The organism is Microbacterium sp. LWH3-1.2 (assembly GCF_040675855.1).
In the GTDB taxonomy this organism is placed as follows: domain Bacteria; phylum Actinomycetota; class Actinomycetes; order Actinomycetales; family Microbacteriaceae; genus Microbacterium.
The window spans coordinates 2,080,972-2,096,381 of sequence record NZ_JBEGIK010000001.1 but is presented as its reverse complement, the minus strand read 5'-3'; the positions used below and the strand labels follow the sequence as shown (position 1 = coordinate 2,096,381).

12 protein-coding genes are annotated in these 15,410 nt (G+C 70.6%); 3 read left to right on the top strand and 9 right to left on the bottom strand.

Annotated elements, in window-relative coordinates; all coding sequences use genetic code 11:
- Nucleotides 1-47 precede the first annotated feature (47 nt).
- Both MRBLWH3_RS09620 and ald read left to right on the top strand, forming a co-directional pair.
- Entirely contained in the window at nt 48-1,037 is a 990-nt protein-coding gene (locus MRBLWH3_RS09620) for an asparaginase (protein WP_363431052.1), read from the top strand.
- A 56-nt stretch (nt 1,038-1,093) separates the two neighbouring features.
- Entirely contained in the window at nt 1,094-2,209 is a 1,116-nt protein-coding gene (ald, locus tag MRBLWH3_RS09615; protein WP_363431050.1) for an alanine dehydrogenase, read from the top strand.
- A 217-nt stretch (nt 2,210-2,426) separates the two neighbouring features.
- Here the strand turns inward: ald and MRBLWH3_RS09610 are convergent, their stop codons facing one another.
- The 7 genes from MRBLWH3_RS09610 to MRBLWH3_RS09580 form a co-directional block, all read right to left on the bottom strand.
- Nucleotides 2,427-3,992: an APC family permease gene (locus MRBLWH3_RS09610; RefSeq protein WP_363431047.1), complete on the bottom strand. Its 1,566-nt coding sequence runs from the start codon at nt 3,990-3,992 to the stop codon at nt 2,427-2,429.
- A gap of 66 nt (nt 3,993-4,058) precedes the next feature.
- Nucleotides 4,059-6,875, bottom strand: a complete 2,817-nt coding sequence (locus MRBLWH3_RS09605; RefSeq protein WP_363431045.1) for an FtsK/SpoIIIE domain-containing protein — start codon at nt 6,873-6,875, stop codon at nt 4,059-4,061.
- 66 nt (nt 6,876-6,941) lie between these two features.
- A complete protein-coding gene (locus MRBLWH3_RS09600) occupies nt 6,942-7,739 on the bottom strand; it encodes a PP2C family protein-serine/threonine phosphatase (RefSeq protein ID WP_363431043.1) in 798 nt (265 codons plus the stop codon).
- Nucleotides 7,740-7,803: 64 nt separating this feature from the next.
- On the bottom strand, nt 7,804-9,849 hold the full coding sequence (locus MRBLWH3_RS09595; RefSeq protein WP_414685341.1) for an ABC transporter ATP-binding protein: 2,046 nt from the start codon (nt 9,847-9,849) through the stop codon (nt 7,804-7,806).
- On the bottom strand, nt 9,846-11,579 hold the full coding sequence (locus tag MRBLWH3_RS09590) for an ABC transporter ATP-binding protein (protein ID WP_363431041.1): 1,734 nt from the start codon (nt 11,577-11,579) through the stop codon (nt 9,846-9,848). Before MRBLWH3_RS09590 ends, MRBLWH3_RS09595 begins: the two co-directional genes overlap by 4 nt.
- A gap of 129 nt (nt 11,580-11,708) precedes the next feature.
- The gene (locus tag MRBLWH3_RS09585; protein WP_363431038.1) at nt 11,709-12,692 is read right to left on the bottom strand and encodes an aldo/keto reductase; all 984 of its coding nucleotides are present in this window, start codon (nt 12,690-12,692) and stop codon (nt 11,709-11,711) included.
- A gap of 88 nt (nt 12,693-12,780) precedes the next feature.
- Nucleotides 12,781-13,581 carry a large exoprotein gene (locus MRBLWH3_RS09580; RefSeq protein ID WP_363431036.1) on the bottom strand — a complete coding sequence of 267 codons (801 nt, stop codon included), beginning with the start codon at nt 13,579-13,581 and terminating at the stop codon, nt 12,781-12,783.
- 185 nt (nt 13,582-13,766) lie between these two features.
- Between MRBLWH3_RS09580 and MRBLWH3_RS09575 the strand changes: the two genes are divergently transcribed.
- Complete coding sequence (locus MRBLWH3_RS09575) at nt 13,767-14,222, top strand: DUF4282 domain-containing protein (protein WP_363431033.1); 456 nt, start codon at nt 13,767-13,769, stop codon at nt 14,220-14,222.
- An 85-nt stretch (nt 14,223-14,307) separates the two neighbouring features.
- Here MRBLWH3_RS09575 and MRBLWH3_RS09570 read toward each other — a convergent pair whose 3' ends face one another.
- Both MRBLWH3_RS09570 and MRBLWH3_RS09565 read right to left on the bottom strand, forming a co-directional pair.
- Nucleotides 14,308-15,057, bottom strand: coding sequence for a YaaA family protein (locus tag MRBLWH3_RS09570; RefSeq protein ID WP_363431030.1), 750 nt, complete (start codon nt 15,055-15,057; stop codon nt 14,308-14,310).
- 91 nt (nt 15,058-15,148) lie between these two features.
- Nucleotides 15,149-15,409 (bottom strand): F0F1 ATP synthase subunit epsilon, encoded by a 261-nt coding sequence (locus tag MRBLWH3_RS09565; RefSeq protein WP_045297537.1) that lies wholly within the window; start codon nt 15,407-15,409, stop codon nt 15,149-15,151.
- Between the last annotated feature and the right edge of the window lies 1 nt (nt 15,410).

The following is a 15,410-nucleotide window of genomic DNA, read 5'->3' as shown; positions in this document are numbered from 1 at the left end:
CAGTCTGTCATGCGGGCCAAAGGCCGCTCCGGCGGTAGGCTGACGGGGTGCCGCAGACCTTCGCCGCGACCGACGCCGTCGAGCTCGCCGTCGTCGAACGCAGCGGTTTCGTCGAGTCGCGTCACGCCGGCATCGCCATCGTGCTCGCCCCAGACGGCACCATCGCCGAGAAGCTCGGCGATCCGTCGGCGCTGATCCTCCCCCGCTCCAGCCTCAAGCCGCTGCAGGCGCTCGCGTGCCTCTCGGCCGGAGTGCCGCTCGAGGGCGAGCGACTGGGCCTGGCCACCGCGAGCCACTCGGGCACCGACCGTCACGTCGCAGTGGTCCGTGACATCCTCTCCCTCGGCGAACTCGGTGAGGACGCCCTCGGGTGCCCCGCCGCCTGGCCGGGTGACACCGTGACCCGCGACGAGATCGTGCGCGAACTGGGTCAACCGTCGCGCATCCGCATGAACTGCTCGGGCAAGCACGCCACGATGCTCCTCACCAGCGTGGTGAACGGCTGGGACCCCGAGGGCTACCTCGCGCCGGAGCATCCCGTGCAGATCCTCGTCCGCGAGACCATCGAGCGCCTGATCGGCGAGAAGGTCGCCGCGACGGCCGTCGACGGCTGCGGCGCGCCGGTGTACGCGATGACCCTCTTCGGCCTCGCCCGCGCGATCCACCGGATCGGCAACTCGTCGACGACGTCCCCGTTCGCGCTGCACCGCAGCGCGGGCGCCCTCGTCGAGGCGGTGCGGGCCGACCCGTGGACCATCGACGGCCCCGGCCGCGCCGACACGGTGACCATCGAGCGGCTGGGCGTGTTCGCCAAGGGCGGCGCCGAGGGCGTCATGGTGATGGTCGCCCCGAACGGCACGACGGTGGCGCTCAAGATGCTCGACGGCAGCGGCCGCGCCGCGACCGCCGTCGCTCTGCGCCTGCTCGAGCGGCACGGCGCGCTGGCGTCAGCGGATGTCGCCGACACGATGTCGAGGCTTCCGCTGGCCGTCACCGGCGGCGGACAGGATGTCGGGGCCATCCGCCCCGCTTTCTAGAGGCGCTCCCACGAGGAGCCCGAGCGCTCCAACGGCGGAGCGGAAAGGATCACACGATGCGGATCAGCGTCCCCACCGAGGTGAAGAACAACGAGTACCGGGTCGCTCTCACTCCCGCGGGCGTGCACGACCTGGTCGCCTCCGGCCATGAGGTGTTCGTGCAGCGCGGGGCGGGCGAGGGCTCGTCGATGCCGGATGCCGAGTATGCCGACGCGGGGGCGGTGCTCCTCGACGGTGCCGCCGAGGTGTGGGCGCGCGCCGAGCTGCTCCTGAAGGTCAAGGAGCCGATCGCGAGCGAGTACGGCTACTTCCGCGACGATCTCGTCCTGTTCACCTACCTGCACCTCGCTGCGGACCGTCCGCTCACCGAGCGCCTCGTCGCCGACGGCGTGACCGCGATCGCGTACGAGACCGTCCAGTTGGCGGGCGGCGGGCTTCCGCTGCTCGCCCCGATGAGCGAGGTCGCCGGGCGTCTCGCCCCGACCGTCGGCGCCGCGACGCTGATGCGCTCCGCGGGAGGCCTCGGGCTGCTCATGTCGGGCGTGCCGGGCACGCGCCCCGCGGCCGTCACCGTCATCGGCGGCGGCGTCGCGGGCGCCAACGCGGCCGTGATCGCGGTCGGCATGGGGGCGGACGTCACGGTGTTCGACACCAACGTGCAGCGTTTGCGCTACCTCGACGACCACTTCCAGGGCAGGGTCAAGACCGCCGCGTCGAACCCGCTCGACCTCGACCGGGCGGTCACCGCCTCGGATCTCGTCATCGGCTCGGTGCTGATCCCCGGCGCCAAAGCGCCGAAGCTCGTCACTAACGACATGGTCTCGCGCATGCGCCCCGGCTCCGTGCTCGTCGACATCGCCGTCGACCAGGGCGGCTGCTTCGAGGACACGCACCCGACGACCCACGCCGACCCCACCTTCCCGGTGCACGGCAGCATCTTCTATTGCGTCGCGAACATGCCGGGCGCGGTGCCCAACACCTCGACGTCGGCGCTCACCAACGCCACACTCCCCTACATCCGGCAGATCGCCCGACGCGGCTGGAAGGAAGCGCTTCGAACGGATGCCGCGCTGGCGAGCGGGCTGAACACCGTGGGTGGCCGCGTGGTCAATGCCGGGGTGGCCACCGCGCACGAGCTCGAGCTCGCCCCGCTGGACGCCGCCCTGGTCTGACGGCGTTCCCTGCTTCGACAGCCCCCGGGCTCCAGCGGAAGTCCGGGGCTGTTGCGCGGGCACGATGGCCGTTTGTTCGTGCGCCCGTTCCGCCTCGCCGACGAGAGCGAGTTCGACGAGGAGGTCGTCGCGTGGCTGCGCGAGGCCTACGAGATCGGTTGCGGAGCGCACCTGGGCCGCTGACGTCGCCGGCACCGCGCGGTGGCGGCCCGCCGGCTCAGGCGAGGCCGCCGTCGATCGACCTCGCGTAGTCGCCCGGGTCCTCGGGGACCAGCACCGGCGTGTCGCGGTTGAGGCTCTCGCCCCGGAAGAACGCCTTCGCCCGGGGGAACAGGAACCACAGAAGCATGAGCAGCACGCCGAACGCGAGCGACCCGATGCCGAGGACGAATGTGCCACCGATGCCGAGAAGAACGGTGTACCCGTAGTCGACGTCGTACATGTCGATGGCCGATTGCACGAACGCGTAGGTCAGCATCAGCGATCCGAGCAGCGGGAAGAGGAACCGGTAGAAGAAGTTCCTGGCGCTGTTGAACAGCTCCCGCCGGAAGTACCACACGCAGGCGTAGCCGGTGATGGCGTAGTAGAAGGCGATCGCGAGCCCCAGCGACAGGATCGAGTCCTGCAGGATGTTGTCGCTGATCAGGGTCATGCCGACGTAGTAGACGATGGCGACCACACCCATGACCAGGGTCGAGAACGACGGCGTCTTGTAGCGCGGATGCACCGTCGCGAACCGGCGCGGCAACGCCTTGTAGGCGGCCATCGAGAGCGTGCCGCGCGCCGTCGGAAGGATCGTGGTCTGCGTCGACGAGATCGCCGAGATCATGACCGCGACCACCAGGACCCACCCGAGCGGACCGAGCAGGCCGTCTTTGATGGCGAGGAAGAAGTCGTCCGCGTTCGCCTCGTTGCCCAGCCCCGTGCCCGTCTCGCCGAGGCCGGCGTACATCATCGCGGCCACCGTCACGCCGACGTAGGTGAAGAGGAGGATCACCGTCGTCAACAGCGCCGCGCGACCCGGGATGCGCTTCGGATCCTTGGTCTCCTCGTTGAGGGCGAGGCAGGTGTCCCAGCCCCAGTAGATGAACAATGCCAGCAGGACAGCCTCGACGAAGCCGCTCCACTCGGTGAACGCGAACGGGTTGAACCACGACCAGTCGAACGGCGTCGGGTCCGGGGCGGTGCCGGCGAAGAACTGCCACAGCGCCGCGACCACGAAGATCGCAAGAGCCAGGTACTGGATCGCCAGCAGCACGTTCTGGATGCGCTCGCCGATCTCGACGCCCCGCCAGCTCACCCAGGTCATCGCCGCGATGAACACCACCCCCGTCGCGGTCACGAGCGGGACGTTGTCGGCGAGCAGCGCGTCCTCAGGGTTGCCGACGACGCCATCCACGAGCGCCCAGAAGTAGATGCCCGCGATCTGCGCGAGGTTCGCCAGCACGACCATGCCGGCGACGGCGACGCCCCATCCGCCCAACCAGCCGACCCACGGGCCGAAGGCCTTGGTGCCCCACGTGAAGGTGGTGCCGCAATCGGGGACGTCGCTGTTGAGCTCGCGGTACGCGAAAGCGATGAAGAGCATCGGGACGAACGCGATGACGAACGCGATGGGCGCCTGCGCACCGACCGCCAGCACGACGAACCCGAGGGTCGCCACCAGCGAGTAGACGGGCGCGGTCGACGCGAGGCCGATGACGGTGGAACCCCACAGTCCCAGCGTGCCCGCGGCGAGTCCCTTGCCCTCAGGCCGTTGCAGATCGATAGGGGTTGTAGCCACAGGCCGACGTTAGGGCGTGCGAGAAGCGCCGGTCAAGGCGTCCGCCCGACGGTCAGACCGGACATCTCATGATGGGAGGACAATGCGGACGGGGTCGGCTCCGGCGGAGATGAGCCACGCGCGCGCGGCACCCGGTTCGCAGTAGGGCGGCACCCCGCGGAATCCCGCGAGGACACGGAGCTCCGACGCACACGACGTGTCGATCACGAGGTCGTGGTCGCCCCGCACATCGGCGAGCAGGCGCCAGTGCCGCTGCCAGTCGTCTGGCTCCCCCACCACGACCAGGCGCGCGGTCGCAGCGGCACCGGGATCCGCGACGTAGTCGTCCACTGCGAGCACCCGATCTCCGTGCGCCTCCCAGGCGGCGAGCGCACGCCGGCCCGCCGGCGACCTGCGGGCCACGACGCCGGTGAGCGGAGCGAGCGGCATCCATTCGGGGTCGGGGACGGTCGGTTCACGGGGCGCGAGGGGCGCGATCGCGAGCTGGAGCGTCCGCCCGTCGAGTCGGCCGCGCCCGGCGGGCGCAGCGGCGTCGAACGTCGAAGGGTCTGCCCCGGCAGACGCGTGGTCGACGCGCGTGGGGTAGGGCAGCACGAGCCGTCGCGGGAAGAGCTCGGCGACGCGTGACACCGGCCCGCTCAGCCGGTGTGCACCCGCGACCACGAGCATCCCTGCGGCGCCGGCACGGCGCACGAGGCCCTCGATCCGCTCCATGACGACGTGCGCGTACTCGGGTGGCAGACGCAGCGGGATCGTGTCGAGGTCGTCGACGAGCACGGCCGATCCGGGGCGCGGCAGCTCCTCGTGGAGCGCGGCCACGGCGTCCCACAGTGCCTCGGGGTGAGCCGGAAGGCGTTGCGCCGTCCCCCGCAACTGCGCCGCGATGAGATCCAGCACGTTCGACACTCCGGACGCCGGCCCGCCGACTACCAGCAGTGCACGGTCGGACCCGCCGAGGAACGCCACCGGCTGCCGCTGTCGCTCCGGTTCGTCTGCGAGGCCGAGCAGCACGGTGCCTGCGGGAGGCGCCTCCGGCTCCGCCGTCGGGCGCGCGATGAGTTCGCCGAGGGTCAGCAGTCTCGGCAGCTCGGGCAGCCAGGGCCTGCTCGGTGTGCCGTTCCCGATCCGCAGCGCGGCGGCCGCCACATCGTCCGGGCCGGACAGCGCGATGCGCACCTGCTGCGGGCTCGCGTCGCCGGCGCGACGGACGAACGCCGTCCCGCGCCCCGACACCCCGCCGGGCAGTCGTGCGGCGTCGTCCGTCCCCAGCAGCGCCCGACTGTCGGCCGCGTCGGTGACGCGAAGGCTGACCCGCAGCGGGCAGTTCGCCAGCAGGTTGTCGCGGATCACGCCCGCCGCCCGCTGTGTGCCGAGGATGAGATGGATGCCGAGGGCACGGCCGCGTGCCGCGAGATCTGCGAAGAGCCCGTGCAGCTCGGGGTGATCGCCCAACAGGGCGGCGAGCTCGTCGACGACCACCACGAGCCGAGGCAGCCGCACACGCGGATCGCCGATGTCGCGGGCGCCCGCAGCGGCGATGGAGGCCTCACGGCGGCGCAGCTCGGCCCGCAGGCTCTCGATCGCGCGGCGAGCACCCGAGCCGTCGAGGTCGGTGATGACCCCGCTGACGTGCGGAACCCCCGCCAGCCCGTCGAACGCGGTTCCGCCCTTGAAGTCCGCGAGCAGGAAGGTCACCTCATCGGTCGACCGCGTCGCGCAGAGCGCGAGGATCCACGTGATGAGCAGCTCGCTCTTGCCGGACCCGGTGACCCCCGCGACCACCGCGTGAGGTCCGTCGGCGACGAGGTCGACGAGCACCGGCTCGCCGCGGCTCGCGCCGATCGCCGCAGCCAGCCCTCCCGACATGGCGGGCACGGCAGCCAGCAGCGGAGCCAGCGCGATCGGCTCAGGCGCCCCGCGCTGCAGTCCGAGGCTGCGCTCGGCGCGCGCGGAGAGCTCGGCCGCGATCTCCTCCGCCTGACCTCTGGAGATCGCCTCGACGCGCACCGGCACGACCTCGCCGGCGTGCTCGAGCCGCGCGACGTCGGGGGACGAGATCGTGAGCACCGCCTGGCACCGCGGCGGCAGCGGTTCGCCGGGACGGCCCCGCGCGATCACCAGATCCGCGTCGGCGGGGACCAGCCCGCCGGGTCCGACGATCGCCAGCGCCGATCCGCCCTGACCTTCGCGGTGTGGCAGTGCCTCCATCCAGTCGAGGCCTCGCCCGAGCGGCCCGACGATGCGCAGCTCGTCCGGCGCGAAGGCGAGGCACGCCTGCAGGACGAGCGCCCGTTGCGCGGCGGTCGCGAGAGTCTCGCCCCCGACGACCACGACGCCCGCGGCGAGCGGGAGCGTCACCGGCGCCCCCGAAACGCGAGCTGCGCGGCGACGCAGCTCCGCAGCATCCGGGTCGCCGTCTCCCCCGGTCACGCGGACGACGCTCGCGCGCTCGCCCTCGCCGATCACGAGTCGCGCGTCGCGCCCGCCGCGCCAGATCTCGCCCTCTCTGGTGACGAGGCGGGCGACATCGGGATGCCGCGCCCACAGCTGCGCTCGTTCGCCGTCGTGTCGCGCCGCCACCGCCGCAGCGACCTCGTCGCGTGCCCGCACCGCGTCGGCCGCGGCGCGACGGCCGTCGCGGCGGGCGGCGCGACGCGCGTCGAGCATCGTCGCCGCGGCGATCAGCGGACCGAGGAGCGCGAACCAGAGGGAGAACAGCGAGCCGGTGACCAGCCACAGCGCGACGGCGCCGACCACCGGGACGATCGCGGCCACGAGCGGCAGCGGCGGGCGCGGAGGAGGAGTCCAGGCGCCCGGGAGGGCGAGCGGCTCGTCGTCGAGCACAGCTCCGGTCGCGGAGGTGGAAGGAACGGGCGAACGCATGCGCCCAGTCCAGCGCGCGCCCGCGCGACGCAGATCGCGGCGACCCGGATCTGTGGAGAGCCGGGGTCAGTCCCCGACTGTGGAGGAATCGCGGTCGGCAGGCAGACCCACGTCGAGCACGATGATCGTGATGTTGTCTCGCCCGCCGTTCTCGAGCGCAGCCTCGAGCATGGCGGATGCCGCGTCGCCCGGGTCGGCGTTCTCTTCGAGGAAGTGGCGGATGCCGTAGTCGGTGAGCTCTTTCGTCAGCCCGTCGGAGCAGATCACGAAGCGGTCGCCGTCGAGCGCGTCCAGCCGGACGTAGTCGGGAGTGACTCCGTCGCTCGGGCCCACGGCGCGCGTGATGACGTTGCCGTAGGGGTGGTTCTCCGCCTCTTCGGGACTCAGTCGTCCTGCTGCGACGAGCTCCTGCACGACGGAGTGGTCGGTGGTGATCTGGACGATCGCGCCGTCGCGCACGAGGTACACGCGCGAGTCGCCGATGTTCAGCGTGACCCAGTGCGGCGCATCCCCCGACGTGTCGAGGAACACGCCGGTCACCGTCGTGCCCGTCCCGTCGTCAGTGGCTTCCGGGTGGGAAGCGATGTCCTTGACCGCGCGCGCGAGCGCCTTCTCGATCGTCTTCGGCGTCACCGTGCCGCTGTCGGCGACCGCGCGAAGGCGCTCGATCGCGCTCGCACTGGCGATCTCGCCCCCGACGTGTCCGCCCATGCCGTCGGCGACGACGAACAGCGGATACGACGCGAACATCGCGTCCTGGTTCACCTCGCGACGGCGTCCGGTGTCGGTCACGGCGGCCCAAGAGAGCTCGAGCAGGCCACCGGGAACCGGGACGGCGAGGGACTGGGTGGAAACTTCGGGCACGCCCTGTCCTCCCCGTCGGAATACGCCGGAGCCCTTCGCCCCCGCGTCCTCATATCCTAGTGGGTTACTCGACGGCGTCTTCGGACTCGGCGAGGGCGTCGACGACGATCTGCGCGGTCGTCGGGGGTGGCGGCTGCGGCACCGTCGGCAGCTCGACCGGCCCCTCATCCTCGGCCGCACCCTCGAACTGCGCGTTGTAGAGACGCCAGTAGGCGCGCTTCTGCGCGAGCAGCTCGGCGTGGGACCCCTGCTCGACGATCGCCCCGTTCTCCATCACGAGGATGAGGTCGGCATCCCGGATCGTCGACAGCCGGTGGGCGATCACGAACGCCGTGCGGTCCTCGCGCAGCCGCGACATCGCGCGCTGGATGAGCAGCTCGGTGCGGGTGTCGACCGACGACGTCGCCTCGTCCAGGATGAGGATGCGCGGATCGGCGAGGAACGCGCGCGCGATCGTGATGAGCTGACGCTCGCCCACGCTGAGGTTGGTGGCATCGTCGTCGAGCATCGTGTCGTAGCCGTCGGGCAGCGCGTGCACGAAACGGTCCACGTAGGCCGCTTTCGCCGCGGCGACGATCTCCTCCTCCGACGCGTCCGGCCGCCCGTACGCGATGTTCTCGCGGATGGTGCCGGCGAACAGCCATGTGTCCTGCAGAACCATCCCGGTGCGTGCGCGAAGGTCGTCGCGCGTCATCCGGCGGGTGTCGACGCCGTCCAGCACGATGCGGCCGGAGTCGACGTCGTAGAAGCGCATGATGAGGTTCACGAGCGTCGTCTTGCCGGCGCCGGTGGGCCCGACGATCGCAACGGTGCTCCCGGGCCGCGCCGCCAGGGTGAGACCGTCGATGAGGGGCTTGTCGGCCGCGTAGCGGAACGAGACGTCCTCGAACTCGAGGCGGCTGGCCGACTCCGGTGCCGTCTCGGCAGGGTCGTCGTCCGGCGTCTGCTCCTCCTCGTCGAGCAGCTCGAACACGCGCTCGGCGCTGGCGACACCCGACTGCAGCAGGTTCGCCATGGACCCCAGCTGGCTGAGGGGCTGCGTGAACTGGCGCGAGTACTGGATGAACGCCTGCACGTCGCCGATGGACATGAGCCCGGCAGCGACCTGCAGTCCGCCGACGACCGCGATCGCGACGTAGACGAGGTTGCCGATGAACATCATCGCGGGCATGATCACGCCCGACAGGAACTGCGCCCCGAAACTCGAGCGGTACAGCTCGTCGTTCTCGGTGCGGAAATCCGCCTCGACCTCCTTCTGGTGGCCGAACACCTTCACGACCGAGTGGCCCGAGAACGTCTCCTCGACGCGGGCGTTGAGCACCCCCGTCGTCTTCCACTGCTGCACGAACAGCTTCTGCGAGCGTCGGGCGACGAGCACCGTGATGAGGATCGTGAGCGGGATGGTGACGAGGGCGATGACGGCCAGCAGCGGCGAGATGATGAACATCATCGTCAGCACGCCGATCACGGTCAGCAGCGAGATGACGACCTGCGACAGGGTCTGCTGCATCGTCTGCCCGATGTTGTCGACGTCGTTCGTGACGCGGCTGAGCAGCTCGCCCCGCTGTACACGGTCGAAGTACGACAGCGGAAGACGCTGGACCTTGTCCTCGACCTGCAACCGCAGCCGATGCATCGCGCGCTGCACCACGCCGTTGAGGATGCGCGCCTGCAGCCACCCGAAGAGGCTCGAGAACACGTAGACGAGGAGCACGAGCGTCAGGATGCGGGCGAGCTGGTCGAAGTCGACGCCGGCGCCGGGCACGAAGTCCATCGCGGCGATCATGTTCGCCTGGTCCTGGTTTCCCGACGCGACGAGCTGGTCGACGACCTGCTGCGTGGTCATGCCCGCCGGCATCTGCAGCGAGATGAAGCCCGCGAACACGACGTTCGTGCCCTCGCCGAGCAGCTTGGGGCCGATCACCGAGAGCGTGACGGACAGGATGCTGAACACGAGGACCATGGACAACCGCGGCGTGTCCGAGCGCAGGGTCGCGAGCAGGCGCTTCGCACTGGGACCGAAGTTCTGCGCCTTCTCGCCACCCGTCACCTGCCCCATCGGGCCGCGCCCGATCGGCATCCGCTGCGGCGTCCGCCCCGGGCCGCTCATGCCGCCGCCTCCGCCGCGAGCTGGGATTCGACGATCTCCCGGTAGGTGTCGTTGGTCTCGACGAGGTCTTCATGCGTGCCGATGCCGACGATGCGTCCGTGATCGAGCACGAGGATCTGGTCGGCGTGCTGGATCGTCGAGACGCGCTGTGCGACGACGAGCCGCGTCGCGTCGGGCAGGTGCGTATCGAGCGCGCGGCGCAGCGCGGCATCCGTCCTCAGATCCAGGGCAGAGAACGAGTCGTCGAAGATGTACGACTCCGGCCGTTTCACCAGCGCGCGGGCGATCGCGAGGCGCTGGCGCTGCCCGCCCGAGACATTCGTGCCGCCCTGCGCGACCGGTGCCTCGAGCCCTTCGGGCATGGCCCGCACGAACTCGGCGGCCTGCGCGAGTTCGAGCGCCGTCCAGAGCTGCTCCTCGGTCGCATCATGGTCGCCGTACCGCAGGTTCGACGCGATCGTGCCCGAGAACAGGAATGCGCGCTGCGGCACCAGCCCCACGCGCGTCCAGAGCTCGTCGGGATCGTAGTCGCGCACGTCGACGCCGTCGACCCTGACGCTGCCGGCGGTCACGTCGAACAGCCGCGGCACGAGGCTGATGAGCGTCGTCTTGCCGGAGCCCGTCGAGCCGATGACCGCCGTCGTGGTACCGGGCTCCACCGCGAAGGTGAGGTCGTGCAGCACGGCGTCCTCGGCGCCCGGGTAGGCGAAATCGACGTGGTCGAACTCGATCCGGCCGGTGGGAGCGGGAGCGGATGCCGCGGCCTGGGGCGGCGACACCGACGGCTCGGTCTCGAGCACCTCGCCGATGCGGTTCGCGCACACGGCGGCGCGCGGGATCATGACGAACATGAAGGTCGCCATCATGACGCCCATCAGGATCTGCATCAGGTAGGTGAGGAATGCGAACAGCGTGCCGATCTGGACGCCGCTATTCTGCACCTGGAAGGCGCCGAACCAGATCACCGCGACGCTCGAGACGTTCATGACCAGCATCACGGCGGGGAACATGAGCGCCATCAGGTTGCCGGCGCGCAGCCCCGTCGCCTTCACATCGTCACTGGCGCGCTCGAATCGGGCCCGCTCCTGCGGTTCGCGCACGAACGCGCGCACGACGCGGATGCCACTCAGCTGCTCTCGCATGATCTGGTTGACCCGATCGATGCGCTTCTGCATCTGCGTGAAGGCGGGCACCATGCGCCACACGATCAGGCCGACGATGATGAGCAGCACCGGGATCGCGACGGCCATGAGCCACGACAGGCCCACATCCTGGCTGATCGCCATGATCACGCCGCCGATCGCGAGCATGGGCGCCGAGATCATGAGCGTCGCCGACACCTGCACCAGCATCTGGACCTGCTGGACGTCGTTGGTGTTGCGGGTGATGAGCGACGGCGCCCCGAACTGGCCCACCTCGCGCTGCGAGAACGCCACGACGCGATGGAACAGGTCGCCGCGCAGCTCGCGGCCCATTCCCATCGCCAGGCGCGAGCCGAAGTACACCGCGACGATCGCGCACACCACCTGCACCAGACTCACGATCAGCATGACGCCGCCGGTGGACCAGATGTAGGGGATGTCGCCGGTGACGACGCCGTTGTCGATGATGTCCGCGTTGAGCGTCGGCAGCCAGAGCGACGCGATCGACTGGGCCAGCTGGAAGACGACCACCGCGACGATGAGCGGCCACGCGGGACTCAGATACCGCACCAGGAGCTTTCCGAGCACGACGGTCCTTTCCGGCGCGCGGAGTCGTCCGCTCCCCGCACGGATAGCGACGCTACGCCTGCGTCGTCACCCTGGACAACCCGAGGCGTACGCCGTCGGCGAACTCCCCCGGCGCTCGGTCGTGAGGCGTCAGAGCGCGGCCTCCGGCGGCGGGAACAGCGCATCGATCACCGCGAGATCCGCGGCCGTCGGCGTCCACGCCGAGGCAGCCGCGGCGTTCGCCCGCACCTGGTCGGGCGTCGTCGCACCGGCGATCACGCTCGACATCGCCGGACGCGACAGCAGCCATCCGAAAGTCGCCTCGAGCATCGTGACGCCCCGCTCGTCGCAGAAGGCCTGGTACCCCTCGAGCGCATCCCACGGCGCGTCGTCGTAGATGTGGCGCCGCTGACGGATGATGCGGGTGTCAGCGGGTGCGGCGTCCCGCGTGAACTTGCCGGTCAGAAGTCCGTTGTGGAGCGGGAAGTAGGGGAAGAAGCCGAGGCCGTAGCGCTCGACGGCCCGCAGCACGTTCCGCTCGGCTTCGCGCGCGAGCAGGCTGTACTCGTTCTGCGACGAGACGAACGGCACGCTGTGGCGCATGAGGGCGGTGAAGTGGCCCTCGGCGATCTGCCAGCCCGAGAAGTTCGAGTGCCCGATGTAGCGCACCTTGCCTTCACGCACGAGGTCTGCCAGTGCGTCGAGCGTCTCTTCCATCGGGGTGTCGTTGTCGGGCACGTGCAGCTGGTAAAGGTCGATCCACTCGGTCTGCAGGCGGGTGAGGGATGCCTCGACCGCACGCCGGATGTATGACCGCGAGCCCTTCGCGCCCGACGGCGGGTAGCCCATGTCGCGGCCGGGGTGACCGAACTTGGTCGCGAGCGTGACCTGGTCGCGGCGGCCTTTGAGCGCCTCCCCCATGAGCGTCTCGGACTGGCCGGGGTCGCCGCCGTACATGTCGGCGGTGTCGAGGAAGGTCACCCCCGCGTCGATGGCGGCGTCCAGCACCTCCCGCGTGCCGTCGACCGTCTCGGTGCGGGTGCCCGGGCGGCCGAAGTTGTTGCAGCCGAGGCCGACGGCGGAGACGAGGAGGCCGGACGCGCCGACCCGGCGCAGGGGAACAGTCGAGGTCATGCGTCCACGCTATCCCCGGATACGGATGCTGCCGCCCCGCCGGAACGCGACAGCCCCTCGCCACGCGGCGAGGGGCTGTCGAGCGATGCTACGGCTTGGGCGCGTCGGGCGCCGGCGGCTCGGTGGTCGGCGGTTCAGTCGCCGGCGGCGCGGCGGCCGGAGGCTGCGCGGCCGGAGGCTCGGCGGCGGGCGGCGGCGTCACCGGGGGCTGCGCGGCGGGAGGCGGCACCGGAGCAGCAGGCGCAGCCGAGGGCGCGGGCGGCGGCGTGTAACCGGCGGGCGGCGCCGGCGGCGGGGTGTACCCGGCCGGGGGCTGGTACTCCGCGGGGGCACCGTAACCGGGCACGCCAGGAGCGGCCTGTGCCCCCGCCTGGTCGGGCTGCACCGGGATCCCCTGCCAGACGGTGGTGTCCTTCAGGAACGAGTTGCGCCACGGCGACGGCGTGATGTTCGGGTTCCAGCGCGAGCTGCCGAACGCCAAGATGCCGAGCCAGATGAGGGTGCCGACGCCGGGGATGAGCCACAGCAGCAGGAGCGCCCACGACGCGCCGAGCTTGGCGCCGATGCGCCAGCCGGAGAGGACCCAGGCCGCGATACCGACGAGGCTCAGGATCCAGCCGATGACGGGGATCTGGCCGAGGAACGCGGCGATCAGAATCGCCCCCAGCATGACCCACGGCGACAGATCACCGAGCTTTGCTGCGACCATCGAGTTGTAGACGGGCACCCATGCGCGCCAGCGGCCCTGCACACCGGCCTTGTCGAAGACCTTCATGAGGAACCACGAGCCGATGACGTAGCCGGCGACCGCCAGCAGGAAGAGGAAGGGCGCGAGGATGAGCCAGAACGCTATGAGCGCACCGACCCCGCTGCCGTCGTTGTAATCCATATGGAGCGACCTCCGAGAGAGTCGGTTCTGGACGCGTCGGGACGCGCCCGCGGAGCCCCTGCTCCGCTCGACACATGCTAGCGACGCTCTCAGCCGACTGTCAGCATTGACGACCTGATCCGGGGGATGGCCTCCCGATGCGTCGGGTGGATAGCCTGAGCACAACTCCCGACCGAAGGGCCGCCATGACCGATCAGACTCCGTCGTCCCCGACTCCCCCACCGCTGCCGCCGCAGTCCGCCGCCGACGCCGCGCGGGCCGCCGCCGATCCCGACGATACGGGTGTCCCGACGGTCCGGGGGGAGGTGGACGACGTCGGCCGAGGGTTCTTCTCCGCGCTGTTCGACCTCTCGTTCCGCACCTTCATCACGCGGCGGCTCGCGAGCGTGTTCTACTTCGTCGGCCTGATCGCGATCGCCATCGGGTTCATCGTGTACTTCGTCGGCGGCATCATGAGTGCGATCTCGCTCATGTGGCTCAACATCGGCGCGGGAATCACCGGGCTCGTCGCGACCATCATCGTGGTGCCGGTGGTGACCTTCCTGGCGATCATCCTGCTCAGGTTCATCATCGAGGCGGTCGTGGCCCTCATCGCGATCGCCGAGAACACCGAGCGCACCGCCGAGCACACAAAGCACTGAACGCGCCGCGTCGTCGACGTCTCGTACGCGGTGGGCCTGCTGTGCGCGGCAGGCCCCGCAGCGGTTCACCCCGAAGGCGCCCTCCTCAGGCGAAGAGCGCGAACTCGCCGGTTCCGGTCTCGCGCACACGGAGGCCTGCAGCATCCGCCCATGATAGGAACGCCGCGGCAGACCCGATACGCGGGCGGTCCTCCGCGAGCTTACGAACGAGCGCGCCCTTCGCGTGCTTGTTGAAGTGGTTGAGGGCGCGCACTGCACCGTCGGCACCCTCGGTCACGACGCGGACGTATCGCGATGCGACCTCCGCAGGCACCGGGCCCAGTGCGACGTACGCCTCGGAGCGGAGGTCGAGCACGAAGCGCGGTTCCAACGCCGCGAGGGCGGCAGTGACGTCCGCGCCCCACAGGCGCCGCAGCGGCGGCACGCCCGGGAGCGACGTCGCGGCGCCGAGGCGGTAGGCGGGGATCGGATCGAGCGCGCCCACCGGACCGAACGACGCCGAGTGCACGAGGACGTGGGCTCCCAGCCAGCGCCGGCCGGGGGCGGAGACGGATGCTGCATCGAGCGCGTCGAAGAGCACTCCGGTGTAGCGGTCGATCGCAGCCATCGACGGGCCGTCGCGCAGCGCGGCGTTCACGGCGACCTCGCCGCGCTGCTTCGGGCCGAGCTTGAGGACGCGTGCGGCGTGATCCTCGTCGTCCGACAGGGCGATCAGCGCGGCGACGACGGCCTCGCGCTGGGGCGCGAGCTGCGGCAGCGCGAGCCGCGTGACATCGAGCGGCGTGCCGCGGCCGCCCGCGCGCTTCGTCTCGGACGGCGGCAGCAGGATCAGCATGACTCTCCGTGGCGGGGCTCGAGGCGACGTCGCCGGATGAAACGACTCGGCCGATCCCCGAGGGGACCGGCCGAGTCGGAATGGTGGTGGATCAGGAGATCAGTGCGGCGTTGCCGGCCACGATCGTGAGGTCGTCGCCCTCCATCGACAGGAACCCGTCCTGCGCGTTGGCGATGATCTTCGTGCCCGAGGTCTCGGTGATGCGCACCTGACCCTCGGCGAGGATCGCGAGCACCGGCTCGTGACCGGTCATGAAGCCGATCTCGCCCTCGACGGTCTTGGCGACGACGAGCGACGCCTCTCCCGACCAGACCTCCGCGTCGGCGGAGACGAGGCTCACTTTGAGCGGCATG